The sequence below is a fragment of the Pseudomonas sp. Q12-87 genome, assembly GCF_001269755.1.
Classification (GTDB): domain Bacteria; phylum Pseudomonadota; class Gammaproteobacteria; order Pseudomonadales; family Pseudomonadaceae; genus Aquipseudomonas; species Aquipseudomonas fluorescens_S.
Window position 1 is genome coordinate 39,491 of the sequence record NZ_LHVI01000022.1, and the last position, 23,669, is coordinate 63,159.

22 protein-coding genes are annotated in these 23,669 nt (G+C 61.0%); 16 read left to right on the forward strand and 6 right to left on the reverse strand.

The window, feature by feature from the left end:
- Positions 1 to 188: 188 nt before the first annotated feature.
- From AD663_RS15650 to dmeF, 7 genes are all read left to right on the forward strand, one after another.
- The gene (locus AD663_RS15650) at positions 189 to 1,622 is read left to right on the forward strand and encodes a PLP-dependent aminotransferase family protein (RefSeq protein WP_053214097.1); all 1,434 of its coding nucleotides are present in this window, start codon (positions 189 to 191) and stop codon (positions 1,620 to 1,622) included.
- A gap of 122 nt (positions 1,623 to 1,744) precedes the next feature.
- A complete protein-coding gene (locus AD663_RS15655; RefSeq protein WP_003182510.1) occupies positions 1,745 to 2,038 on the forward strand; it encodes a putative quinol monooxygenase in 294 nt (97 codons plus the stop codon).
- 295 nt (positions 2,039 to 2,333) lie between these two features.
- Positions 2,334 to 2,738: a cupin domain-containing protein gene (locus tag AD663_RS15660; protein ID WP_003182511.1), complete on the forward strand. Its 405-nt coding sequence runs from the start codon at positions 2,334 to 2,336 to the stop codon at positions 2,736 to 2,738.
- 146 nt (positions 2,739 to 2,884) lie between these two features.
- On the forward strand, positions 2,885 to 4,303 hold the full coding sequence (leuC, locus tag AD663_RS15665) for a 3-isopropylmalate dehydratase large subunit (protein ID WP_003182513.1): 1,419 nt from the start codon (positions 2,885 to 2,887) through the stop codon (positions 4,301 to 4,303).
- Entirely contained in the window at positions 4,303 to 4,917 is a 615-nt protein-coding gene (gene leuD, locus AD663_RS15670) for a 3-isopropylmalate dehydratase small subunit (protein WP_053214098.1), read from the forward strand. Before leuC ends, leuD begins: the two co-directional genes overlap by 1 nt.
- Before the next feature lie 84 nt (positions 4,918 to 5,001).
- On the forward strand, positions 5,002 to 5,277 hold the full coding sequence (locus tag AD663_RS15675) for a metal/formaldehyde-sensitive transcriptional repressor (RefSeq protein WP_053214099.1): 276 nt from the start codon (positions 5,002 to 5,004) through the stop codon (positions 5,275 to 5,277).
- 19 nt (positions 5,278 to 5,296) lie between these two features.
- A complete protein-coding gene (gene dmeF / locus AD663_RS15680) occupies positions 5,297 to 6,214 on the forward strand; it encodes a CDF family Co(II)/Ni(II) efflux transporter DmeF (protein ID WP_003182521.1) in 918 nt (305 codons plus the stop codon).
- 67 nt (positions 6,215 to 6,281) lie between these two features.
- On the opposite strand, the gene AD663_RS15685 is transcribed toward dmeF, so the two are convergent.
- Positions 6,282 to 8,306: a sigma-54-dependent Fis family transcriptional regulator gene (locus AD663_RS15685; RefSeq protein WP_003182522.1), complete on the reverse strand. Its 2,025-nt coding sequence runs from the start codon at positions 8,304 to 8,306 to the stop codon at positions 6,282 to 6,284.
- Positions 8,307 to 8,483: 177 nt separating this feature from the next.
- Between AD663_RS15685 and AD663_RS15690 the strand changes: the two genes are divergently transcribed.
- The 3 genes from AD663_RS15690 to AD663_RS15700 all read left to right on the forward strand — a co-directional run bounded on the left by AD663_RS15690 (position 8,484) and on the right by AD663_RS15700 (position 11,317).
- Positions 8,484 to 9,506, forward strand: coding sequence for a Gfo/Idh/MocA family oxidoreductase (locus tag AD663_RS15690; RefSeq protein WP_003182523.1), 1,023 nt, complete (start codon positions 8,484 to 8,486; stop codon positions 9,504 to 9,506).
- The gene (locus tag AD663_RS15695) at positions 9,503 to 10,291 is read left to right on the forward strand and encodes a TIM barrel protein (protein WP_003182525.1); all 789 of its coding nucleotides are present in this window, start codon (positions 9,503 to 9,505) and stop codon (positions 10,289 to 10,291) included. Before AD663_RS15690 ends, AD663_RS15695 begins: the two co-directional genes overlap by 4 nt.
- Positions 10,292 to 10,390: 99 nt before the next feature.
- Complete coding sequence (locus AD663_RS15700) at positions 10,391 to 11,317, forward strand: sugar ABC transporter substrate-binding protein (RefSeq protein WP_053214100.1); 927 nt, start codon at positions 10,391 to 10,393, stop codon at positions 11,315 to 11,317.
- A 568-nt stretch (positions 11,318 to 11,885) separates the two neighbouring features.
- Here the strand turns inward: AD663_RS15700 and AD663_RS29340 are convergent.
- Entirely contained in the window at positions 11,886 to 12,014 is a 129-nt protein-coding gene (locus tag AD663_RS29340) for a hypothetical protein (RefSeq protein ID WP_256217219.1), read from the reverse strand.
- Here AD663_RS29340 and AD663_RS15710 point away from each other — a divergent pair.
- The 4 genes from AD663_RS15710 (at position 12,013) to AD663_RS15725 (ending at position 17,098) form a co-directional block, all read left to right on the forward strand.
- Positions 12,013 to 14,193, forward strand: a complete 2,181-nt coding sequence (locus AD663_RS15710) for a multicopper oxidase family protein (RefSeq protein ID WP_172680607.1) — start codon at positions 12,013 to 12,015, stop codon at positions 14,191 to 14,193. The genes AD663_RS29340 and AD663_RS15710 overlap by 2 nt on opposite strands.
- Positions 14,194 to 14,209: 16 nt before the next feature.
- On the forward strand, positions 14,210 to 14,632 hold the full coding sequence (locus tag AD663_RS15715; protein WP_003182533.1) for a hypothetical protein: 423 nt from the start codon (positions 14,210 to 14,212) through the stop codon (positions 14,630 to 14,632).
- Positions 14,633 to 14,764: 132 nt separating this feature from the next.
- Positions 14,765 to 16,300 carry a tyrosinase family protein gene (locus tag AD663_RS15720; protein ID WP_003182535.1) on the forward strand — a complete coding sequence of 512 codons (1,536 nt, stop codon included), beginning with the start codon at positions 14,765 to 14,767 and terminating at the stop codon, positions 16,298 to 16,300.
- A gap of 153 nt (positions 16,301 to 16,453) precedes the next feature.
- Positions 16,454 to 17,098, forward strand: coding sequence for a DUF2182 domain-containing protein (locus tag AD663_RS15725; RefSeq protein WP_225970832.1), 645 nt, complete (start codon positions 16,454 to 16,456; stop codon positions 17,096 to 17,098).
- A 66-nt stretch (positions 17,099 to 17,164) separates the two neighbouring features.
- On the opposite strand, the gene AD663_RS15730 is transcribed toward AD663_RS15725, so the two are convergent.
- From AD663_RS15730 to AD663_RS15740, 3 genes are read right to left on the reverse strand one after another with little or no spacing between them, the layout of a single operon-like run.
- The gene (locus tag AD663_RS15730) at positions 17,165 to 19,129 is read right to left on the reverse strand and encodes an FUSC family protein (RefSeq protein ID WP_003182538.1); all 1,965 of its coding nucleotides are present in this window, start codon (positions 19,127 to 19,129) and stop codon (positions 17,165 to 17,167) included.
- Positions 19,129 to 20,037, reverse strand: coding sequence for an HlyD family secretion protein (locus tag AD663_RS15735; RefSeq protein ID WP_053214102.1), 909 nt, complete (start codon positions 20,035 to 20,037; stop codon positions 19,129 to 19,131). Before AD663_RS15735 ends, AD663_RS15730 begins: the two co-directional genes overlap by 1 nt.
- Positions 20,038 to 20,049: 12 nt before the next feature.
- A complete protein-coding gene (locus AD663_RS15740; RefSeq protein WP_053214103.1) occupies positions 20,050 to 20,238 on the reverse strand; it encodes a DUF1656 domain-containing protein in 189 nt (62 codons plus the stop codon).
- A gap of 144 nt (positions 20,239 to 20,382) precedes the next feature.
- On the opposite strand from AD663_RS15740, the gene AD663_RS15745 reads away from it, so the two are divergent.
- Positions 20,383 to 21,180: a helix-turn-helix domain-containing protein gene (locus AD663_RS15745; RefSeq protein ID WP_053214104.1), complete on the forward strand. Its 798-nt coding sequence runs from the start codon at positions 20,383 to 20,385 to the stop codon at positions 21,178 to 21,180.
- A gap of 119 nt (positions 21,181 to 21,299) precedes the next feature.
- On the opposite strand, the gene AD663_RS15750 is transcribed toward AD663_RS15745, so the two are convergent.
- On the reverse strand, positions 21,300 to 22,313 hold the full coding sequence (locus AD663_RS15750) for an AraC family transcriptional regulator (protein ID WP_371261195.1): 1,014 nt from the start codon (positions 22,311 to 22,313) through the stop codon (positions 21,300 to 21,302).
- Positions 22,314 to 22,377: 64 nt separating this feature from the next.
- On the opposite strand from AD663_RS15750, the gene AD663_RS15755 reads away from it, so the two are divergent.
- Entirely contained in the window at positions 22,378 to 23,622 is a 1,245-nt protein-coding gene (locus AD663_RS15755; RefSeq protein WP_053214106.1) for an MFS transporter, read from the forward strand.
- Positions 23,623 to 23,669 lie beyond the last annotated feature (47 nt).

The following is a 23,669-nucleotide window of genomic DNA, read 5'->3' on the forward strand; positions in this document are numbered from 1 at the left end:
ATCAGGACGTTCACGGTAGGCCCTGCAAGCCACCCGCGACAGCTCCAATTTGGCGAAAAAACCGGGGCCACGCCGCAAAAGACCAATGAGCGGGTTTTTCTGCACGCAACTTCTGCGCCGCTGCACAATACGAGTAATCTTGCGCCTTTGACGCTGGCCGCCAAACAATCGCCCGGGAGCTTGCGGTTATGGAACTTCATGTAGTCATCAACGGCCGCAAGGACCTGGCGGGCCAGTTGTACCAGCAGTTGCGCAGCGCCATCGAAAGCGGTCGCCTGGCCGCGGGCATGCAACTGCCCCCTAGCCGCCTGCTGGCCGAACAACTGGGCGTTTCGCGCAAGACTGTTTCCGACACCTATGCCCAACTGACTTACGAAAGTTATCTCACCGGCATCATCGGCAAGGGCACTTATGTCAATGCACGGCCGGCCAGGATCGTGCGTAAACAGAGCCACCGCGAGCTGGCCGGTGCCGATGTTGTCGAGGCCTGGCGCAACATGCCGGACCTGCTGCGCCATCCCACCAGCGAGGGTGCGTTGCGCTATGACTTCATTGGTGGCGCCACCGGCAAGGGCCAGTTCCCGCTGGATGACTGGCGGCGCTGCACCGCCCATGCACTGCGTCAGATCGCCAGCGCCAAGGGCTTCTACAGCCAGCCGGAAGGCTTGCCGGCGCTGCGCAATGCCATCGCGCGACACATCGCATTCTCCCGCGGGGTCAATTGCCAGGACGAAGACGTGGTGGTGTGCAATGGCGCGCAGCAAGCCCTGGACCTGATCGCGCGGGTATTGACCCGCCCCGGCAGCCTCGTGGCCATGGAAGACCCGGGCTATCCGCCGGCACGGTTGTTGTTCGGCTCCCAGGGCGCCACGGTGGCCGGGGTGCCGGTGGATGACCAAGGCATGCGGGTGGACCTGATTCCCGACGGCACGCGGCTGATTTATGTCACGCCCTCCCACCAGTTCCCCCTGGGCATGCCCATGAGCCAGGCGCGCCGTGAGGCCCTGTTGGCACGGGCCTATGAGTTGGGCGCGATCATCATCGAAGACGATTACGACAGTGAGTTCCGCTACGAAGGCCGGCCTGCCGACTCCCTGCAAAGTCTTGATGAGCGTGGCATCGTGGCCTACGTTGGCACGTTCTCCAAGACCTTGCTGCCAGAGCTGCGGCTCGGCTACGCGATCCTGCCACCGGCCATTCTCGAAGCGGTGATCCTGGCCAAGCGCCTGACCGACCAGCACACCTCCACCCTGCCCCAATGGGCGCTGGCCAAGTTCATCGCCGAGGGCTGCCTGCTCAAGCACATCCGCCGCTGTCATACCCTATATGCCGGCCGGCGCGAGCGGATCCTGGCACGCATGGCCGGTGATCTGTCGCCCTGGTTCGAGGCCGTGCCTACCACCGCCGGCTTCCATATGGCGGTGCTGTGCAAGGTACCGATAGACCTGGCGCTGGTGATCGAGCTGGCGAAAAAAGTCGAAGTCGGGCTCTACAGCCTCGCGGGTTTCTTCAACGATGTCCCGGTGCGACCTGGGCTGTTCTTCGGTTTCGGAGCGATCGAAACCCTCGACATCGATATCGCCCTGGACCGTTTGCGGGACATTTTGCAGCAGGTCACCTGACCGATTGGAGTGGGTGTTTTTCCGCCCATTGGCTGTTTGAGCGTCGCCCCGGCAAGCCTATCCTGCACCGGTGGCATCGATAATTGAGCAAACCCGTTCGACTTGATTCAGGAGCCTGGACAATGTCTCGCCAAGTGATCAACACCGTACAGGTACAGGCCGCCGCCGGCCGCTCGGAAGAACTGGGCCGGCAGTTGCAGCAAATCGTCGACACCCTGCGGGCGCTGCCCGGCTGCGACGCCTACATGGTCGACCGCTGCCCGGAGGATAGCGACCGCTGGAGCGTCAGCGCCCGCTGGCAATCGGAAGCGGCGATGCAGGCCCACTTCAACTGTCCCGAGGTCCAAGGCTTCATCAGCCTGATCGACAACCGCCTGGCCCGGAGCGTGGATTTCAATAGTTTTCCGGTTGTCTGAGACGCCCCAACACTGTTCCCGTGGCGAGGGAGCTTGCTCCCGCTCGGCTGCGCAGCAGGCGCCCCAGCCGTCCTGCGAAATGTGGACTCGGCCCCTTGGAGGGCGGCTTCGCCACCCAGCGGGAGCAAGCTCCCTCGCCACAACGCTACAGGCCAGTCAGTTATAGCTTGGTAGCCACATTGGTCTCCCCACCTTCCGAAAAATTGGACGTTTGCTTGCCCCAGTGCCGGCCTTAGGGTTGTACCTGTCGCCGCGCAACGCGCATCCACCCAACCATCCATGAAGGTCACCCGCCATGAAAGCCCTCTATCTGATCACTGCCCTCAGCCTGCTGCCCGTCGCCCAGGTCTATGCCCACGAAGCCGCCCCTTCGGAGAAAGTCTCGGTATTGCAGGAAAAAATGCTGAAAAACCTGCCCGGTAAAAAAGCCATGATGCTGACCGTCGACTATGGCCCCGGCCAATCATCCATCGCCCACAAACATGAAGGCACAGCCATGGCCTACGTGCTCGAAGGCGCCATCACCTCACAGGTCAAGGGCGAGCCTGCGGTCACCTACAAGGCCGGGCAATACTGGTACGAAGCGGCAGGCTCCGAGCACCTCGTCTCCAAAAACGCCAGCGCGACCCAACCGGCCAAACTGCTGGTGTTCATGGTCATGGGTGAAAAAGAAGCGGTGCTGATCCCGTTGAAGAACTGACCGACCCGCGTCAGCCTGTGGCGGTGGGGCGAGGCTCACCGCATCAAACACACTTCATGAAGTGTGGTTTCACAGCCTGGCGATTGATCGAGCCTGCGCTTGGGCCGGAGTATCGAGTCCCCGCCTCTACAAGTGTCCGGACCTTCATGAATACGCCTCGCACCCTCTACGACAAATTTCTGGACTCTCACACCGTCTGCCGCCTCGACGATGACGACCATCTGCTGCTCTACATAGACCGACAAGTACTCAACGAGTACACCAGCCCGCAGGCATTCACCGGGCTACGGGAAGCCAATCGTCCGGTCTGGCGCCCCCAGAGCGCGTTAGCCGTCGTCGATCACGTCAACCCCACGGCGCCGACACGCACCGTGGCGATGGCCGATGCAGGCGGCGCTCGCCAAGTCAGTTATCTGGCGGAAAACTGCGCGGACTTCGGTATCGAGTTGTTCGACATTCTCGATGCCCGGCAAGGAATCGAACACGTCGTCGCGCCGGAACAGGGCTTCATCCTGCCCGGCATGGTGGTCGCTGCAGGAGACAGCCATACCACGACCTACGGCGCATTGGGCGCATTTGGCTTCGGGATCGGGACGTCGGAAATAGAACATCTGCTGGCCACCCAGACGCTGGTCTACAAGCGTCTCAAGACGCTGCGCGTGACGGTCCACGGTGTGCTGGATCCGGGGGTCGAATCAAAGGACATGGTGATGGCTTTGATCGAGTCGATCGGCGCTGACGGCGCAACGGGCTATGTCATCGAGTTTACCGGCCCGGCCATCGCCGCACTCAGCGTTGAAGCTCGGATGACGGTGTGCAACATGGCCGTCGAAGCCGGTGCCCGAGGTGCTTTCATGGCACCGGACGACAAGGTGTTTGCGTACCTCGCCAGCAAACCACGCGTGCCGAAGGGCCAGTGCTGGGAGCAGGCGTTGCACCGATGGCGCGAACTTCGCAGTGACGAGGGCGCGCTGTTCGACCGCGAAGTGACGCTGGACGCCAGTCGCTTGCAACCCATGGTGAGCTGGGGCACCAGCCCGGACCAGGCCGCGCCCATAGGCGACGCGGTGCCTGATCCAATGGCCGAACCCGACCTCATCCGCCGTGCCGACCTACAACGTGCCCTGCGCTACATGGGCCTGCACCCAGGCCAGCCCCTGACAGATATCGCCATCAGCCATGCCTTCATCGGATCTTGTACGAATGCGCGCATCGAGGACCTGCGCAACGTTGCAGCCATTGTCCGGGGGCGGCAGGTTGCCGCTGGGGTGCGAGCCATGATCGTGCCCGGATCAACGCAGGTGCGAGCCCAAGCGGAGGCAGAAGGCCTGGCGGATATTTTTCGCCAGGCAGGATTCGAATGGCGGCAGTCGGGCTGCTCCATGTGCCTGGCAATGAACGACGACGTGCTCGCCCCTGGTGATCGCTGCGCCTCCAGCACCAACAGGAACTTCGAAGGCCGCCAGGGCGCCGGAGCACGCACGCACCTCATGAGTCCGATCATGGTGGCCGCTGCTGCCTTGACCGGCCATCTCACCGACGTACGTAGCTTGAATCAGGAGTAATGATCATGGAACCTTTTATCACTGTGTCCGGCATCGCCGCTCCCTTCCCCGCCGCGAATGTCGACACCGACGTGATCATGCCCAAACAGTTTCTCAAAGGCATCGACCGCAATGGCCTGGATCGCGGACTGTTCTTTGACCTTCGCTGGCTGCCGGACGGCGCGCCAGATCCGGCTTTCATCCTCAATCGCCCGGGTTGGCAGGACGCACGTTTCCTCGTGGTCGGGCCGAACTTCGGCTGCGGGTCCAGCCGCGAACATGCCGTGTGGGGGCTCAAGCAGATGGGCATACGCGCGCTGATCGGCACGCGCTTCGCGGGCATCTTCTACGATAATTGCCAGCGCAACGGGGTCCTGCTGATTGAACTCGACGCCGTCCAGCATGACCGGGTCATGGAAGCGATATCGCAAGCGCATAGCGCCGAAATACACATCGATCTACCGGCGCAGTGCATCCGCCTGAGCGACGGCAGCGTCGTTGAATTTGCCATCGATCAGTTGCGCAAGCAGGCGCTGCTGGACGGGCTCGATGCGATCGGTCGGACGTTGCACAAGGCTGAGGCGATACGGGCGTTCGAGGCGCTGCACTTGAAGGAAAATCCCTGGTTGCGCTGATTGTTTCTCTCCGCCGCCGCCCGACCAGTTGCATAGGTATAGGGGGTACCCCTATCGTGTGCAACGCATCGACGGGGGTATCCCATGGGCCATATCGCAGCCAACAAAGACGATCTTCTCAAACGTGTAAAACGTATCGCCGGACAAATCCAAGCCGTTGAACGGGCTTTGGAGTCGGATCTCGATTGCGCCAGAACACTGCACCTTGTCGCCGCCACTCGCGGAGCCATCAACGGCTTGATGGAAGAAATCATCGAGGAACATGCGCGCGAACATGTCGCCAATCCTGCTCTCAGCGAAGCGCAGCGCAACAAGGGCATCGAGGAACTTCTCGAAGCCATTCGCCGCTATTCCAAGTGAACGCCTCAAGGTACGACTCATGAACAGCACCCGTCACCCCCACATACATGACCATGTGTTCCTTGGCTCGGCCCATGACGAAAATGCCAAGCGTACGCTTTGGGTCGTGGCACTGACCGTCGTGATGATGGTGGGCGAAATCACCGCCGGCTATATCACCGGTTCGATGGCATTGCTGGCCGACGGTTTTCATATGGCAACCCATGCCGGCGCATTGGGCATCGCGGCGTTCGCCTACGGATACGCGAAACGCCACGCTCGCAGCCAGCACTACAGTTTCGGCACCGGGAAGGTCGGAGACCTGGGCGGGTTCGCCTCGGCACTAATTCTCGGCATGGTTTCCCTGGGCATTGGCGTTGAGTCTGTCATGCGCCTCCTGCAACCAACGCAGGTCCAGTTCGGTACCGCTACGCTCATCGCGATTGCCGGTTTGATCGTCAACATTATCAGCGCCCTGCTGCTGGGCCACGGACACAGCCATGGGCACGATCATGACGATCATGACCATGCCCACCACGGGCATGACAACAACCTGAAATCGGCGTATGTCCACGTCGTCGCAGACGCACTGACGTCTGTCCTGGCCATTGCCGCGCTGCTCGCCGGCCGGTACCTGGGTTGGGTGTGGCTGGATCCGGTCATGGGCATCGTCGGCGCCATCGTCATTGCGCGCTGGGCCTGGACCCTGATGGGCGTCACGGCTGGCGTACTGCTGGATCAGACCGATGCGCACGTGGCCGAGGAAATCCGCGAACTGGTCGAGAAACCGGGGGACGCCACCGTCACCGACTTGCACGTCTGGCGGATTGGTCCGCAAGCCCATGCAGCCATCGTCAGTGTCCTGGGAGAGGCCACTGCGAACGCCGAGAGCATTCGGGGACGTCTCAAGCCCGTTCACGAAATCAGTCATCTGACGGTCGAGTTTCGATCGCTCTGAAAAATGGCCGGCGCACCACGGCGATGTGCCGGCCTTTCAGGTGATGATGCGTGTCCAAATCATCACCTCAGAGAACACTCGCGCCTGAACGGAAAGCATCGGCATTCAATCCGAACCGATTCATCTTGTTGTACAGCCCGCCACGGGAAACGTTGAGCTGTCTGGCGGCCAGGCGGATGTTGCCGCCGGTGTCCTTCAGGGCGGCGATGATCGCGTTCATTTCGTGGGCACTCAGGTCCAGGGTTGTCCTGGGTCCAGGCACAACGCCCGGCGCCGATGATCGCAGCGCCTGCTTGATTTCCAGCGGAAGATCACTCGGTTGGATGAGTGCGGTGACCGCCAGATTCGTCGCCCGTTCAATGGTGTTTTCCAGCTCGCGCACGTTACCCGGCCAGTGATAGGCGGACAGGATCTCCAGCGCCTCGGGCGAGATGCCCTGCACCGATTTGCGCAGCGAGCGGGCACATCGCCCAAGGAAATGCCGCGCCAACAGCGGCACGTCCTCGCGACGCATGCGCAGCGGCGGCACCGTCAGGTTCAAGACATTGAGCCGGTAGTAGAGGTCCTCCCGGAACGCGCCATCGGCCACCGCCTGGCTCAGATTCCGGTGTGTGGCGGCAATGATGCGCACATTCACCTGCTGGGATTTTTTCGCGCCGACCCGCGTCACCTCGCCTTCCTGCAAGACCCGTAGCAAGCTGACCTGGGCATCAAACGACATGTCGCCGATTTCATCGAGGAAAATCGTTCCGCCATCGGCCAATTCGAATTTGCCGGCCGATCCACCGCGCGCCGATCCGGTGAAAGCACCTTCCACATGACCGAACAATTCGCTCTGCACCAGGTCCCGCGGTATCGCTCCGCAATTGACGGCCACGAACGGTCCGCCGCTGCGGTCGCTGGCGTTATGGATGGCCTGGGCAAACAACTCCTTGCCAGTGCCGCTCTCCCCCAGGATCAGGGTTGTCGAGTCACTGCGACTGGCGATCCGCCCCAGGTGCAACGCGTCCAGGATCGCTCGCGAACTGCCCTGGATGGTTTCGAAGGTGTAGCTGGCCTGGGTGCCGATGATCCGCCGGGTGATTTCCCGGATACGGCGGTTCTCCCGCAGCGAAACAATGCGCCCGCCCTGCTCCAGTGAACACACCGACACCAGGCAGGCCAACTGGCTGCGATCATGCAGCTCGAAGATGCAGTCCAGGTCCCGTGGACCTTCGCCGCTGCCCAGCAGAATCTCGTCGGTCAATTCACTCTGCCCCAGACGCTGGAACGGACTGCCCAACAAGTCGCGGCCCACTCGAAACAATTGCCGGGCATAGCGGTTGAGGGCCTTGATGCAGCCGCGCTCGTCCAGCACCACCAACCCCTCATTGAGCACTTCCAACACGGTTTGCTGCTCCGCCAACAAAGCCTGTAGCGCCATCTGCCGCGCGACCGCTTCGGCAGCGGCCTGGACGGTGCCCAGCGTGTGGAAATGGAACCAGCCGGGCTCGGCAGTCAGGGTGAGCATGGCCAGTGTCCGGCCCTGGGCATCCCTGATCGGTGCGGCAGCGCAATGCATGCGTCGACGACGCAAGCCGGTGGCGAAATTCTCCTCGGCCAGCACGTACACCAAACGGTCTTCGGCCAGCGCCAGCCCCGTGCAATTGGTGCCTTGCACCGACTCCAGCAGGCGGCTGCCCACCGGGGTGAGGTCCAGGCCACAGAAATACAGTGTCGTGCCTTGGGCATCGGTCAGGTTGATATGGCCCCTGGGGTTGTAGGCCAACAAGCCGCGCATCACCTCTGCCGCGGCGGCGATCAACACACGATGGCTCGCCAGTGTCGCGGCCAGTTCAGCCGGGGCGACGAATTGGTATTCGCCGTCATTCGGATCCAGGCCTGCTTCGACACTGCGCAACCAGGAGTTCCAGATCACCTGCCTGACCCTGGCTGGCCGCTCAGTCTGTCCGCTCAGGCATTGCCGCCAAGCCTGCTCCAGCTCAGCGATGGGACCCTCGCTCAACGAAGCTGGACCGAGCCCGGTGAGGTAATCGAGGTCCTGCACACTCAGGGCCGTGGGTTGTGGGATCACGCTGCCACCTATGTTCATATTTTCAACATGTCAGTATAGACATGTCATTTAAATGCGCACTTATTCAAAAACCGCTTAATAAATTCGTTAAATATCAATAAGTTAATTTATGGCACAGCCCTTGCTCCTTGCCTTGTACCGGCGAAGGCCTGTCTGTCGTCGAGTCGCTGAATAACAACAAAAGGGGAGTCATTCATGGATACAACCAAAATCATCCGCCTCGGCCTCATTGGCGCCGGCCGCATGGGCAGCTTCCATGGCCTGACGGCCGCCAGGCATATTCCAGGGGCCTGCCTGGCCGCCATCGCCGACCCGACACCCGGCCAAGCCGCGCGTCTGGCGGCAGAGTTGGGTGTGCAGCAGGTCTACACCGATCCACAACACCTGCTCGACGATCCGGACATCGACGCCGTGCTGATCGCCGCCCCGGCCCGCAGCCACGCCGAACTGGTGATCAGTGCCGCTCGCGCAGGCAAGGGCGTGTTCTGTGAAAAACCCATGGCCATCACCCTGGACGAAGCCGACCGCGCCATCGCCGCGGCTGCGGACGCACGAGTGACGCTGCAGGTCGGCTTCAACCGCCGCTTTGTCAAAAGCTTCCGGACCGCTCACCTGGACGTGGTCGCCGGCCGTATAGGAACGCCGCAACTTCTGCGCTCGCTGACGCGCGATCCGGCATTGAACAATCCAGCCGCCTCGCCGCAGTGGGTGATCTTCCTTGAGACCCTGATTCATGACTTCGACACCCTGCGCTATCTCAACCCCGGTGCCGAAGCCGTGGAAGTCTTCGTCATGGCCGACGCGCTGATCGCACCGGACTACAAGAGCAAGGGCTTTCTCGACACCGCCGTGGTCACGATCCGTTTCGACAACGGCGCCATCGCCACCGCCGAAGCGAATTTCCAGGCGGTCTATGGCTACGACGTGCGCGGGGAAGTGTTCGGCAGCGCCGGCATGCTGAGCATGGGCAGCATCAGCGACTCAGACCTGGTTCGTTATCTGGCCGATGGCATCCAGGCGGACACCCAGCGGCTGGACACTGACTTGTTGCGCGATGCCTATGTGGCCGAGCTCAACCACTTTGTGGACTGTCTGCGCACCGGCAAACAACCACTCGCCAGTGGCGCAGATGCCCGGGCGGCGCTGGCTATTGCGCGTGCGTGCATCGAGTCGTTCCAGCAAGGCAAAGCCGTGCGCGTGCAGGGAGGTCGCCCATGAGTTTCACCCCGTTCAAGCTGGCCGTCAGCGCCGAGATGGTGTTCCTCGACCTGCCCTTCACCGAGCGCGTCAAACGTATTCACGCGCTGGGCTTCAGTGCCGAAATCTGGGACTGGACGACGAAAGACATTCCGGCCCTGGTCGCCACCGGCGCTGACTTCACCTCGATGACCGGCTACATCAGCGGCAACCTCACCGATCCCGAGGACATCCAGCGCCTGCTCGACAGCGCCCGGGAATCCCTGGCCATCGCCGCCCAATTGAATTGCCCGAGCCTCAATTTGCATGGCACCGGCCTGGGCGACCAGGGCTTGCCGGTCAAACCCGTGGCCCACGCCACCGGCCGCATGTGGTTGAGCGCTTGCAAGACCCTGGAAAAAATCGCTCGCCTGGGTGAAGACGCCGGCCGGGTGTTCCTGCTGGAAAACCTCAATACCGAGGTCGATCACCCCGGTACTCCGTTCGCTCGCGCCGACGACACCCTGGCGCTGATCGAAGCCGTGGGCAGCCCGCACCTGAAGATGAACCTCGACCTGTACCACGCCCAGATCGGCGAAGGGAATCTGATCGAACTGATTCAGCGAGCCGGCAGCGCCATCGGGGAAATCCAGGTGGCCGATGTCCCCGGACGCAAAGAGCCCGGCACCGGTGAAATCCATTATCCAGCCATTGCCAAGGCTTTGTTCAGCATGGGATACACCGGTGTCGTCGGGCTCGAAGGTTGGGCCAGTGGCGACAGCGAAGTGGCACTGGAGCGCTTTCGGCAAGCCTTCACGCTGGATTGAGCGCCGGCGGCACGCTGCGGCGTCAAGCCAACGCGTGCCGGTCGGTCCCAGGTTTGATCTTGATGAATTTCGACTCATAACAACAAAAGGAAAACCATCATGCGTCGCAGCACACTTCTTTTCGCCGCACTGCTACTCGTCTTCAGCCAATGGGCAACCGCCAGCTATCGCATCGGCGTCAGCATTGCCAGGGTCGACGACAACTTCATGACCTATGTACGCCGCGGCCTGGAGGACGCTGCCAAGAAAGAAGACGTGCAGATCCAGTTCGAAGACGCCCAGGGCGACGTGGTGCGTCAGCTCAATCAGGTCCAGGGCTTCCTCAATCAGAAAGTCGACGCGGTCATCGTCTTGCCCGTGGATACCTCCGCCACCGCCAGCATGACCCGCTCAGCGGTCGAGGCGAAGACGCCGCTGGTCTATGTCAACCGTCACCCGGACGAACACGTCCTGCCCAAAGGCGTAGTGACGGTCGCTTCCAACGACATTGAAGCCGGGCAATTGCAGATGCGCTATCTGGCGGAAAAACTCGGCGGCAAGGGCACGCTCGCGATCATCATGGGCGACCTGGCGCAAAACGCTACGCATGACCGCACCGAGGGCGTCAAACAGGTGCTCAAGGATTATCCCGGCATCAAAATCGTCGAGCAGCAAACGGCGGAATGGCAGCGCAACAAAGGCATGGACCTGACCAGCAACTGGCTACTGGCAGGCACCCGTTTCGATGCCATCGTTGCCAACAATGACGAGATGGCCATCGGCGCCGCCATGGCGCTCCAACAGGCCGGCAAAGCCAAGGGCGAGATTGCGATCGTCGGCATCGACGGCCTGCCCGACGGACTGGCGGCGATCAAGCGCGGGATGCTGGTCGCTTCGGTCTTCCAGGACCCCAAGGCCCAGGCCACCGTTGCCTTGCAAGCGGCCATCAAAATGATCAAGGACGAACCGGTCCAGGCGGATGTCTGGGTGCCCTTTGAGCTGATCACCCCGGAACAGGTGGCCGTGTTCGAGCAGCACTACAAATAGCGCTGGGGTTGGGGTGTTGAATATCCCGACGCTTTCGCGGGCAAGCTCGCTCACAACAGATTCACGGTGTGCAGAAAAGGTGTGAGCAGCCGCAACCCCTGTGGGGGGCTTCGTTAGCTGGGAGAGTGCTCCTACCGTCGCCCCTTCAGAAAATGCCTACGAAAGTACCTTGCAGATCAAACAACGCCGGCTATGCTCCCAAAGCTGACTTTCAGGATACTGGCTCCGAGCCACAAGACCCCCGATCTTGCCGTCCGGACATCGCAACGATGATTAGCAGGAAGCTACACATCTGACGACGCGAATGCGTTCGCCAAGGTGTTCCCCAGGAGGGAGCCATGTCCGCACCAGGACAGTACCTGATTGCCATAGCGGCCCATGATCGCGTGGACTTGCTCGACGTCAGTGCCCCAGACAAGCGGTTCCACCGGATGGCTCGAATCGAACCGCCGTACACACCCGCCCTCCCTTGCGCCATTCAACTGCCGGCCCCGCCGTCTGCCCCAGGTCGCACCTGCGACTTTTCTGGCATGGCCGCGACCAGCGTCCATGAGCTCAAGCGCAAAGTTCATTCTTGGAAAACCTGCAGCCTCACCGCAGGATCGATGCCGGTTCCCAGATAACGCAGTTGATCAAAGGACACACGGCCACCAAGGCCGTCGCCTATTTCCGCGCAATGGCGCAGGGAGAACAACATGACTTCGCTTCGTATGGCCCTGGCCGGGTTGTTGGCCTGTACAACCTCCTCGGCAGCGTTTGCCGAACTCGCCCCCCAGCCGTTCCTGGCACCGCCCAGGCTTGTTGAAAAAGGCGCGCCGGGCACGTTGAAGGCAACTGAGTCGGCCACCGTGCAAACGGATTGCAACCCGCAGGGCGACATCACTCGCGACGGGCAAACGGTCGAACTCAACCTGCAAGTGCAGAAGCGCGAAAACTCTATCTACAACCCAGGCAATCCCGACGGCGCCAAGGACAAGGTCAAGCTGCGGTCCTATGGCGGTTGCCTGTCGGGGCCGCTCATCGATGTGCAGCCAGGCAATACCTTGCGGGTCCACCTGGACAATCAGCTGGATAAGAACGATCCCAGCTGTCCAGGTGGAGGTGACCCGGCGAATGGTCAACCGGGCTGCTTCAACACGATCAATCTGCATTACCACGGGATGCATGTTTCACCGTCGGGCAACAGCGATAACGTGCTGTTGAATATCGCCCCGCAAACCCGATTCGAATACGAGATCAACATCCCCACGGATCACCCTTCAGGCACTTTCTGGTACCACGCGCACCGGCATGGTTCCACTGCCCTGCAGGTCGCCAGCGGCGCTGCGGGCGCGCTGATCGTGCGCGGTAACCGACCCTATACCGGCGGCAAGCCAGGAGACATCGACACCATTCTCAAGAACGTCGCCGGAGACCCCATCATCGAGCAAGTCTTTCTGTTCCAGCAGATTCCCTATGCGTGTTTCGACGACAAGGGCGCCATCATCACGCAAAAAGATGGCACCTGGACGTGTCCCAGCGGCAAGACCGGCGTCGTGGAGAACTTCCAGGCGCAGCTCTCGTCACCCACCGTCTGGGACGAGAGTGGTCGCTTCACCAGCATCAACGGCGTGGTACAGCCGACCCTCCAGGGCATCGCCGCGGGAGAAATCCAACGCTGGCGTTTTATCCACGGGGGTATCCACGACACCGTGAACCTGCAAATCGTGCCCATGAACCCGACCAGCCCCACAGCCACGCTTGCGCTCAAGGGTGTACTCAGCGGCACACCGAAGGAACAGGCCGCCACGATTGCCGACCTGTGCCCGGCGACTGTGCCGGGTACCAGCAAACCGGTCGAACTCGTACCGCAGTTCGAGATCGCCGCCGACGGACTCACGCGCACCGCGATCCGTCCCATCGGCGTCAACAAGAAGAGCGTGAGCGGCGGCATCGGCAGCAATTTCCTGCAACCGGGCTACCGCAGCGATGTACTGCTGATGTTCCCCCGCGACGGCACCTACTGCGTGCTGAACCAGGCGGCAACCCCCGCTGAACGCGCCAATGCAGGCCCCAACGGTGGCCCCGGCGGCCAGGGTCCGAACGAAACACAATTGCTGGCCACGGTCATCGTGTCAGGCGGCAAGGTTGTGACTGACGATCCGCAAAGCTACATCCAGCAAGCGCTGTACGACGCCAACAAGGCGGATAAATCGCTCCCTGCCGCAGCCTTGGAAGGGCTGCGAACCGGAGACCTGAACCCTTGGCGCGGGATGGATGACCTGAAGAACGCGGTGGTCAATGATGACATTCAGAAGGCCGACTTTTTTATCGGCAATCCGCCATTCCCGCCCTCGCCGCCCGCCAATGCGCCACAGAAACCGGGAGATCCGTGGACCGGCCCGTTCGGCTTCTATATCAACTACAAGTCCTACGATCCGGACCGCATCGATTTCACCCGCCAGGTCAACACGACAGACGATTGGGTCCTGACCTCCCAGGGTGAGCCTCATATCTTTCACATTCACGTCAACCCGTTCCAGGTGATGGACGTGCTCTATGCCAAGCCCGGCGAGAAGCCCAAGAGCATCTTCGGCCCCAACGGCGAGTGCCTGGTGCCAGCCGACGAACTGGGCCTGCAAAACCAGTACTGCGGGATGTGGCATGAGTTCAAGGACACCGTCTTCGTGCAGAACGACTATCAGGTTCTGGTGCGCACGCACTACGACCGCTACATCGGTGAGTTCGTCATTCACTGCCACATCCTCGACCACGAAGACGGCGGCATGATGACCAATATCCAGATCGTTCCGGACATCACTGCCGTCGGCGGTGGCATTGGCATGGCCGGCATGAAGCACACCGCCCATCAACACTCGGACTCCAAGCAACCCTGATCAGGAGCTATCGGCAATGAGTAATCCCTTTGCAGGAAAATGGACATACAGAAGCTTCCTCAACAACCCTGTGCTGACTGACGGCGACCCGACGAAACTGGAGGCGCTGTTGTTCGCCGAAGGTGTGTGGACCGTAGAGGACACCGCCGATGAGACGTTCATTGGCGAACTCAGTTTCGGGGCGAACGCCGTCATGGACTTGAAGGGGGTCATCACCCATGGCCACGGTCGTCCGGACCATGTGCACATTGCAGGCAGCGGGCGACCCGGGACTTCGACACAAGACTACTTCTACGACTATGACGGATCGCTGACGGAACACTGGCCCAACGGCGTGAGTCAGGTTCCGGCCATCACCGGGTCGGTGATCCGCATGAAACCTCACAATGGCGAGCCCGCCGGACTGGTCGCCTCGTTCATCTCCGTCAAGAGTACCTAGGTGCTATTGGCCGGGACACTACCGGGCCGCCACGGATGTCGAGCAAGCTGCATGTGTTGAGCATGCGCAGGCTGGCGACCAGGATCCGATCCACTGCAACGTTCATTCGTTATTGATGACAAGGAGTCGGGCATGACCACTACTTCCACCACAGCGCCTGTCGCCCAACCTACCTGGTACGGGCAGATCCGCGATATGTTCACCTCAGTAGACAGGGCGCACATGGCCACGCAAGGCCTTGACCTGGCCAGCTACTACACGGTGATGAAGCACGCCGGCGATATCTACCAACAGGTGGCGGGGGGCAATATGCCGCCGAACCGACCCTGGCCCGCTGACTGGGTGGGTACCTTTCTGAACTGGATGAACAACGGCTATCCCAAAGGAGTCCCCGCTGCCAGCGCCAACGCAACGGACTTCGCGGCGCGGTCACTGTCCAGCGCAGACGCGTCCGCCGCCAGGGTCCGCAAGGACATCACCACGCTGTCCAGCGCCGAGCTCGGTCTGCTCAAACAGGCGTTTGCCGGCATTATGGCCATGGACGCCGCCGACCCCAACAGCTACTTCACACAGGCCGGTTATCACTGGTTTCCGGTGCCCAATACCTATTGCATGCACCATGTCCCGGGCTATAACCCTTGGCACCGCGCCTATCTGGTCAGCTTCGAGAACGCGCTGAGATCGGTCCCCGGCTGTGCGAACGTGACCCTGCCCTACTGGGATATCACCACGCCCTTCCCCGACGTGCTTAAAAGCCCGCCCTTCGATCAATACACACTGCAGCAAGCCGCCAGTTCCGATTATCCCGAAGGCTACGTCACCACACGTTTTGACTACGACACGATTGGCCAGAAGCTGCTGACCTACGGGGTGACCGATGATGTGAACCGAGCCATGAGCAAAACCGACTGGGAAGACTTCCACGGCTATTGGTCCGGTGCCGCTCACAACACCATCATTGCCGCCCACGACAGCGGCCACAACTCCATCGGGCCAACCATGCAGAACCAGGAAGTGGCGGCGTTCGACCCGGTGTTCTGGTTCTTCCATTGCAACTGGGACAGGCTGTTCTGGGAATGGCAGAAAAAGATGCTGGCCACCGATCTGCATGGGCTGCTCACCACCATCAACGAAGTCACCGATCCGGTCAGTTATCAGATTTTCAATGATGCGGCGCTGCAAACCCTGAACCCTTTCACCAGTTCCCCACCAGAACTGAACACGGTTGCGATCATCGACTCGGTCAGTCAACTCGGCATCGACTATGCACCCGCAGCGACAAGCTCGGACGTCGATTTCATGCCGAAGACCCAGCGTACGCTCGCCGCATCCAAACGCTTCACCGTTGAAGCCGATCGAGTCAATGTGCGAGTCAGCGGTATCAATCGCCTGAAGATCCCCGGCAGCTTTTCGGTGCACTTGCAGAAGGACGCGAAGACCATCGCCTCCAGAGCATTGTTTCAACCGGTGGAGACGCAAAGCTGCGCCAATTGCGTGGCCAACGCCATGACCCAATTCGATTTCGAATTACCCATGGCGGCCGTGTTGGGCGGCAAGCTGAGCGTCTGGGTGGAGCCGGTGAACAAGGACTTCGTCGGCGATCGATTCCCGCAGAAGCTGATGGGCGACCCCGTTATCGATGTGCATCTGTTGCTGCAGACTCAGTAGCAACCTGGACCGACGGTGCCGGACTTCAGGCGTTGAAGTCCGGCTTCAGTCGCTGGTGAACGCCAGATAGACATCAGTGTCGAGAACGACCTTATGCGGCCAGGCTCTGTTCTACGCCAATTTACCTGTGACCCCTGGCCGGTGCTTTTGGCAATGGCGGGACTCGGCTTGGCCTTGTCCGTCTACAACGACATCAACACCAACGGACCTGCGTTTTGCGTCACTGCGAATGGGCTGTCGATTTTTACGAGTTGGCCTGCCGCCCTGCAAGCGGAGCTGGCACTCAACCCACCCCAGCGAATCCTGGCCGGTTGGGCCTTGATGCTCCTGGCCATGATGCCGCCCCTCCTGGCGACGCCACTCACGCACGTCTGGCGCTCCAGCCTGCCAAACAGGCGAATACAAGCGTCAGTCGGGTTCCTGCTCGGTTACGCTGCCATGTGGATGGCCGCCGGACCGCTCCTGATCGCCCTGGCGCTGTTGCTACAGATGGCTGCCGCAGAAAATACCCTGGCCGTGGCGCTGCTGGTTGCAATGCTGTGGAGCGCGAGCCCGTGGCACCGCGCAGCCCTCGACCGTGGCCACCGAATGGGGCAGCTAAGCCTGTTCGGCTGGGCTGCCGACAGGGATTGCCTGATCCGTGGCCTGGCGCACGGCCTCTTTTGTATCGTTTCGTGCTGGGCCTGGATGCTCGTGCCGCTTGTCAGCGGGTCCTGGCACATTCCGATGATGTTGTTGGCGGGCGCGATCCTGCTGGCTGAACGGCTCATCCCTGCCAAAGCGCCGCGCTGGAGCTGAGCGTTTAAAACAAGGCTTCACGCATGCAATCCGTCTGGACCTTCCCTTCACTGCGGGGTTACTGACTCAACCAGGAGGACGCGCGATGTTCGCGTATTGCTCCAACAGCCGAGCCAAGTCTTGATAAGAGATCGATAAATGATGAGCCCCTAACCTGCTCATCGACTTAGAGGTGCGCCGTGCCTGGGCGGCGCTGATCGCTGGGGCATGGGCGTACCGAGCAATCCGCCGGGCTCCGGTTTGCGCGCATCGAGCAATCGGAGATTCAGGATCAATACAGCTGGCTTTACGCTGTAGCCGGTTCAATTGCTTACTCAGCTGCAGCGACAAGTAGCCTGCGTGGTAAGCATCCGGGTGATTGGCGCCAAGCAAACCCTTCAACGCAACTAGCCGGTGTTGTTGTTTCGCTTGCCATTTGGGGTGATCGATATTGCTTGCGTGGCGAAGTAGCCGGAGTGTGTTCTTGTGCAATGAAAGTTTCAGAGCCTGAATATGTTTCGCTCGATCTTTCGGCAATATCTGGAACGCCAACAGGCAGATAAGCATCGCAACGATCCAAGCCAGCGCCTGGTTCGCGAAATCGACGAAATCGTATAAGGCGGTACCGCCAGTGCTCACCAATGTATTGAACCCGATCAGGTAGGCAATACCTTGCAGGGCGTGGCGAGGTTGGCTCGTTGCATGGATCCCGAATGACCAGAACGTAGCCAGCAGCAGGAATAACAGAGGGAAACCGTTGATCTGGGGCATCAGCAGGAATTTGCACAGCGCTGCCGCCAGAATGGCGTAGAGCGTTCCCCGTATGAAGCTGGCAATGCCTTGGGCAGGCGCGGGAGCCATCGCGACCAATGTGCAGCACGGGCCCATGACCGCCAACAGCGCCGGCCCTTGATCCCAACCACTGAGATACCAGACCGCACCAGCCGCCAAAGTGGCAAGCAGCGCCCGGAAGCCGTTGCGCGCCGCATCGCCGAAATTGCGGTGATACCCCACGGCGCGCACCTGCTCCCGGCGAGCGTGGTCGAGACTGGAGAAGTTCAGCAAGGCCTCGCCCAGGTCCTTCAGTTGTTCGTCCAACCGTTCGCTGGGCAACCGCGAGCACGGGTTCGAGTCAGCGAGATCGTCCACCAGGCTATGGAGTTGCCCGATCGTATCGGCAGCGGCAAGGAAGTCGCAGCGGGCGTCGACCATCCGTTCACTCAGTTGCCGCAACGCCGTGCTTATTTGAGCGAGTAACGTGGGGTCTATTCCAGGGTCTGGGTCGTCGCCATGCACATCGAGCACAGCGGACTGCAAATGTGCCAGGCCTGCCTGAATCGCCAGTTGCCGGGAGCGAATCAGTGACGACTCCCCCCGGGCGAGTCCCAGTTGGTCGTCCACCTTGCCGATATCCATAGCGAGCTGATGACGCAGCGTCGCCAGCGCCACGGGCTGCTCGCCAGACAGTCTCGCGGCGAGCAGCCGAGCACTGCGGCCCCAGACGTCCGCCAGCGAGCTTCGAACCTTCTGCTCCATGGTCTTGGCACTGAACAGCGTGACCACCAGGCTCAAGCTAAGGACCCCGAGCGCCACCGCCGTGCCTCGGGTGATGATGTGGTCGAACCCTTGTTCGGGCGCGACGATGGCAGGACCCAACGCCAGGCACACCGTATAGCCCGCCACCACTGCCGCCGTGGCTTGGTAATGGCGCAGGACGCTCATCGCGCCTACGCACAGGCCCAGCCACATACCGATGCCCACTATGAACAACACCATCTGCTGAGCGAACAACCCTGTCAGCACGAAGGCCGCAACCATGCCGACCAAGGTACCGAGCATGCGGTAGAAGCCCTTGCCCAGAACCGCCCCTTGGATCGGCTGAACCAGCAGCAGCACGGTGGATGCCCCCGAAAACGGCGATTCCAGATGCAATTGGAAGCCGAGCCACAGCGCCAGGCCCGCCGCCAGGATACTGCGCAGTACGTAGGAGAGAGTGGCGGGCGTCCAGGGCCAGGGGATCGCCGCGAAAAAGCGTGTCGCCAGAGGAGTCATCACATGAACGCCTGTAGCCATTGGGTGAGTCGCCAGCGCGGGGCGGCGTTCGACTGCGTCACTTCGACACTGGCGGTCATGCCCGCCGCCAACTCCACCCCGTCCGGTACCCTGTCCAACTCGATGCGCACGGGTACACGCTGTGCCAACCGAATCCAACTGAAGGTCGGGCTCACCCGGGGCAAACCGTTGTCGTCGCGCAATTCATTGGCATCGGCAATCCCCCTGCCCATGCTTGCGACATGTCCCTCCAGTAGCGGGGCAAACCCCATCAGCTTGATCGACACTGGCGCGCCGATGCGCACACTCGGCAGCTTGGTCTCCTCGAAATAGCCCGTGATCCAGAAGCTATGAGCATCGACCACGAATAGATTGGTATTGCCAGCCTGCGCGTAGTCACCCACTTGCAGGCGTAGTTGAGTGACGTAGCCGTCCACCGGCGAACGAATAGCCGTGCGGTCCAAGTCGAGTTGGGCGTGGGCTAATTGGCTTCCTGCCGCATCCAGGCGCGCTTGGGCCACCGCCAAGTCTCGCGCTGCGTTGTCGATCTCTTCCCGGGCGATGGCGCCAGCCAACTGGGCTCGTCGCTTGAATTGCGCACTGCGCTGCTCGAACACACTGCGCGCCTCTGCAAACTCCGCCGCACGCTGCTGCTGCGTCAGTCGATAAGCTCGCGCATCGATGCGATACAGCAAGTCGCCCTTAGCCACCCATTGGTTGTCGCCGGCCAATAACTGATCGATCTGGCCGGACACCTCCGGTGCAATACGGATGACCTGGGCGCTCACCCGACCGTCCCGCGTCCAGGGCGCCAGGACATACGCACGCCAGAGTTGCAGGCAGAACACCAACGCCAGCAAGCCAAGTCCCAAGGTAAAGGCAGGTTTAAGGATTTTGACGACAGACATGGCCAGCCTCACTTAGCAATGGACGACCATCGCCGACACGACGATAAGCGAGACAAAAAAGCGCGCCAGCGCCGGGTGCCACGTCCCGTCCAGCCAGCGACGGGTCAGGCGTTCAATCAATCTGTAGGCCAGAGCCGATGCAGCCAAGTAGATCAACAAGGGGGGAAAATAGAGGTTGGCAATCGAGATTTCGCTGAGCATGGCAAGCACCGGGATTCGGAAGTTCTAGCATTCGCCCGCGTACTGAAGGGGGCTTGGTGATGATGCTAAGGGACTACCACCGCTGCCGATATTGAGTACACTGCCAAAATATAATCAAATTCAGACAAACGCCGACGACATTCCATGGCCGAAATCCACCGTTTCCACGTCGATCGATTCGAGTACGACAACCTGCCGCAACCTGCCGTAGCGCTGATGCTGGAAACCCAGCGCAACGACAGTGAGTCCGCCGAACACAAACACCGCAAAGGGCAACTGGTCGTGGCTTGTTGCGGAGGCATTGTCTGTACGGTGGAAGATGGCGTCTGGATGGTGCCGTCAGGGTTCGGCGTCTGGATTCCGGGGGGCGTCGCCCATAGCAACCGCGTCACTGCCAACGGGCAAGTCTGTTTCTTGTTCGTGGAGCCCGGCGCCGCGTCGCTGCCGGATCGCTGCTGTACCCTGGCCCTATCGCCACTGATCCTGGCACTCATCCTTCACCTGAGTGACCAAGCCCAGGATTACCCAGCCAATTCGCGCACTGCACGGCTGGCCAACGTGCTGCTCGAAGAACTTGAACTCGCGCCCACGGAACAGCTTTACCTGCCGTTGCCTGCCTCGAACCAGCTTCGCACCATCGCCCGGGCGCTGGCGCAAGAGCCCTCCAACCGCGCCACCATGGCAAGTTGGGCACGGCAGGTGGCCATGAGCGAACGCTCGCTGGCCCGCCTGATAAAAAGCGAAACCGGGCTTACCTTCGGTCAATGGCGCAAGCAATGGCAGATCATCGTCGCGTTGCAAAGCCTGGCCGAGGGGCACTCGGTGCAGAGGACGGCAGAGGCGCTCGGCTACGAGTCAGTCAGCTCGTTCATCACCATGTTTCGCAAGACTTTGGGCAACTCACCAGCACGCTATTTGCGCAATACCGCGTTAAGGCAATGAGCTGATGACAATGGTCAACGCCGCTATCGGGCCATGGGGCTTTGGGGAATTCATGGGCCTTGCGGTGAACAGCCACTCGTTTCCAGACACATTTGAATGACGACAGGTTCTAGCGCCCCTCATTGCACGGGTTCACTGCTTCGGCGTGTCTGTCTACTGGCCCCTGGTGGTTGGCCATTGATGCGCTTGAATGCGCGGCTGAACGCCGCTTGTGAGTTATAGCCCAAGCGTTGTGCGACGGCATCGATCGACAGGTTGTCCTGCGTCAGCCACTGGCTGGCGATCCGCATCCGCAACTCGGTGGCGTATCGCAATGGAGGCACGCCAATGGTGGCTTGAAAACGCTGCGCGAACACCGAGCGGGATACGTGGGATTCGGCTGCCAGCTCGGCCACCGTCCACTCGCGCCCGGGTTGGCGATGCAGGGCGAGGATAGAGCGTGCCAGCCGGGGGTCTCGCAGCGCCGCCATGAGACCTTGCGCGCTTTCGGAGCCACACTCGACCCAACCCCGTACGAACAAGGATGCAGCGACCTCCGCAAGCCGAGCCATGATCCCGGCATACCCGATACGTCCTGCGCAGATCTCACGCTTGATTGAATCAAGTATCGATCCCAATCCTGGATAACTTTGTCCGCCGGTGTCTGCCACCATGACATCGGGCATCAACTTGCCCAACGCCCGCATGCCGCCAAGATCGAACTCCATGCAGCCATAGAACAAGATCGCACTGGGCGTGGAAAGTGTGCTCGGACAGGTGTTCACACCACTGACGGCCTCGCCTAAAGGGGCCGCATCAAGCTGGTCGATATGCTGGACCGTGGCATCCAGCGCTGATAGCAATTGGTGCCCATGACCTTGCGGCACCAATACCGCGTCACCTGCCGATAGGTGATGGATCGCGCCCTCTCCGGTACGCAGGATGGCCGTACCCACCGCCAGATAATGAAAGTAGGCATGCGCTGATTTGTGTTCAAAACCCAAGCCAAAGCTCGGACCCGTTTGCACACGGCGGTACTGAACGCCACGCAGCCGCATACCCGCCAGCAGTTCGCTAATCAGCTCAGACGACAGCGCAAATTGTCCAGCTTCAGTCATATTAGGCGTTTCGATCAAAACACTAGGACTTTGCATCATAGATCATCCTGAATCTCAACTCTAGACTGCGGGTCACGATCACTTCCCAAGGATTCTTGAGATGAGTAGCAATGTGCTTGATGCTGCACCTGACAGCGTTGCCGGGGTAGAGCCGGCATCCCCGGCTTGGACAGCGGTTTTCTCTTTGGCAATGGGTGTCTTTGGGCTACTGACGGCTGAGTACCTTCCGGCGAGTTTGCTAACACCGATGGCCTCGGACTTGGGTGTGTCCGAAGCGATGGCCGGCCAGGCCGTGACCGTCACCGCCGTGGTTGCATTGTTTGCCGGACTCTTGGTGCCAGGTCTTACCCGCAAGCTTGACCGCCGCACCGTCTTGCTAGGTTTCTCCGCGCTCATGATTGCATCCAACCTGCTGGTTGCCCTGTCATCGAGTCTGACGGTCCTGTTGTTGATGCGGGTGCTGCTTGGCATTGCTTTGGGTGGGTTCTGGAGCATGGCGGCTGCCGTGGCCATGCGGCTGGTACCGGCCAAATTTGTGCCGCGCGCGCTGTCCATTATCTTTAGCGGTATCGCCGTGGGAACCGTGGTCTCCGTTCCGCTGGGCAGCTACTTGGGCGGTCTCTTCGGCTGGCGCAGTGCCTTTTATGCGGCAGCCGCGGTGGGCGTGCTGACGCTGCTCTTCCAATGGTTCACCCTACCCCGCATGACGCCTCGGAAAATGGCACGCACAGCCTCCGTGCTGGAACTGCTCCGCCGGCCTGGCATTGCCATCGGCATGTTCGGATGCGTGCTCGCGCACACAGGTCAATACGCACTGTTCACCTACATCCGTCCCGCACTTGAAAGCGTCGTGCGCATCGACACCGATGGCCTGGCTTTAATGCTATTGGGCTTTGGCGTCGCCAATTTCGTCGGCACACTCGTGGCGGGTTGGCTGATGGAGCGTAGCTTGCGCCTGACATTGATCCTTATGCCTGCCTTGGTAGCCGTGGCGGCGTTTGCGATGATCTCGCTTCCGCTTCAGGCGCCGGGACTGGCTCTTGCAGTCGCGCTATGGGGCCTGGCTTTCGGCGGGGTGCCGGTTGCCTGGTCAAATTGGGTGGCACGCGCGGTTCCGGATCAAGCCGAAACCGCGGGCGGTATGGTCGTCGCCGCGGTGCAGTCGTCTATCGCCATGGGGGCTGCACTCGGTGGGTTGGTCTTCGGCTTTGGCGGTGTAATGGGCGTCTTCATCGTCGCAGGCGCAGTGATGCTGCTGGCGGCTCTGATGATTGCTCTTTGTGTTCGGGTGGAATTGCCGAAGCATGGTGATGTAGCCGGTCAGGATTTGGGATTCTTGACGTAACGCATGACGACGAAACAGGCGATCATCAACCTCCGCAACGCAATTGG

Coding starts and splice junctions, on each gene's coding strand:
- AD663_RS15715 (WP_003182533.1), top strand. CDS start 14,210: ATGAGTAATCCCTTTGCAGGAAAATGGACATACAGAAGCTTCCTCAAC.
- AD663_RS15735 (WP_053214102.1), bottom strand. CDS start 20,037: ATGTCTGTCGTCAAAATCCTTAAACCTGCCTTTACCTTGGGACTTGGC.
- dmeF (WP_003182521.1), top strand. CDS start 5,297: ATGAACAGCACCCGTCACCCCCACATACATGACCATGTGTTCCTTGGC.
- AD663_RS15720 (WP_003182535.1), top strand. CDS start 14,765: ATGACCACTACTTCCACCACAGCGCCTGTCGCCCAACCTACCTGGTAC.
- AD663_RS15695 (WP_003182525.1), top strand. CDS start 9,503: ATGAGTTTCACCCCGTTCAAGCTGGCCGTCAGCGCCGAGATGGTGTTC.
- AD663_RS15660 (WP_003182511.1), top strand. CDS start 2,334: ATGAAAGCCCTCTATCTGATCACTGCCCTCAGCCTGCTGCCCGTCGCC.
- AD663_RS15730 (WP_003182538.1), bottom strand. CDS start 19,129: ATGACTCCTCTGGCGACACGCTTTTTCGCGGCGATCCCCTGGCCCTGG.
- AD663_RS15690 (WP_003182523.1), top strand. CDS start 8,484: ATGGATACAACCAAAATCATCCGCCTCGGCCTCATTGGCGCCGGCCGC.
- AD663_RS15745 (WP_053214104.1), top strand. CDS start 20,383: ATGGCCGAAATCCACCGTTTCCACGTCGATCGATTCGAGTACGACAAC.
- AD663_RS15700 (WP_053214100.1), top strand. CDS start 10,391: ATGCGTCGCAGCACACTTCTTTTCGCCGCACTGCTACTCGTCTTCAGC.
- AD663_RS29340 (WP_256217219.1), bottom strand. CDS start 12,014: ATGTTGTTCTCCCTGCGCCATTGCGCGGAAATAGGCGACGGCCTTGGT.
- AD663_RS15750 (WP_371261195.1), bottom strand. CDS start 22,313: ATGCAAAGTCCTAGTGTTTTGATCGAAACGCCTAATATGACTGAAGCT.
- AD663_RS15755 (WP_053214106.1), top strand. CDS start 22,378: ATGAGTAGCAATGTGCTTGATGCTGCACCTGACAGCGTTGCCGGGGTA.
- leuD (WP_053214098.1), top strand. CDS start 4,303: ATGATCATGGAACCTTTTATCACTGTGTCCGGCATCGCCGCTCCCTTC.
- AD663_RS15655 (WP_003182510.1), top strand. CDS start 1,745: ATGTCTCGCCAAGTGATCAACACCGTACAGGTACAGGCCGCCGCCGGC.
- AD663_RS15725 (WP_225970832.1), top strand. CDS start 16,454: ATGGCGGGACTCGGCTTGGCCTTGTCCGTCTACAACGACATCAACACC.
- AD663_RS15675 (WP_053214099.1), top strand. CDS start 5,002: ATGGGCCATATCGCAGCCAACAAAGACGATCTTCTCAAACGTGTAAAA.
- AD663_RS15710 (WP_172680607.1), top strand. CDS start 12,013: ATGACTTCGCTTCGTATGGCCCTGGCCGGGTTGTTGGCCTGTACAACC.
- AD663_RS15685 (WP_003182522.1), bottom strand. CDS start 8,306: ATGAACATAGGTGGCAGCGTGATCCCACAACCCACGGCCCTGAGTGTG.
- leuC (WP_003182513.1), top strand. CDS start 2,885: ATGAATACGCCTCGCACCCTCTACGACAAATTTCTGGACTCTCACACC.
- AD663_RS15650 (WP_053214097.1), top strand. CDS start 189: ATGGAACTTCATGTAGTCATCAACGGCCGCAAGGACCTGGCGGGCCAG.
- AD663_RS15740 (WP_053214103.1), bottom strand. CDS start 20,238: ATGCTCAGCGAAATCTCGATTGCCAACCTCTATTTTCCCCCCTTGTTG.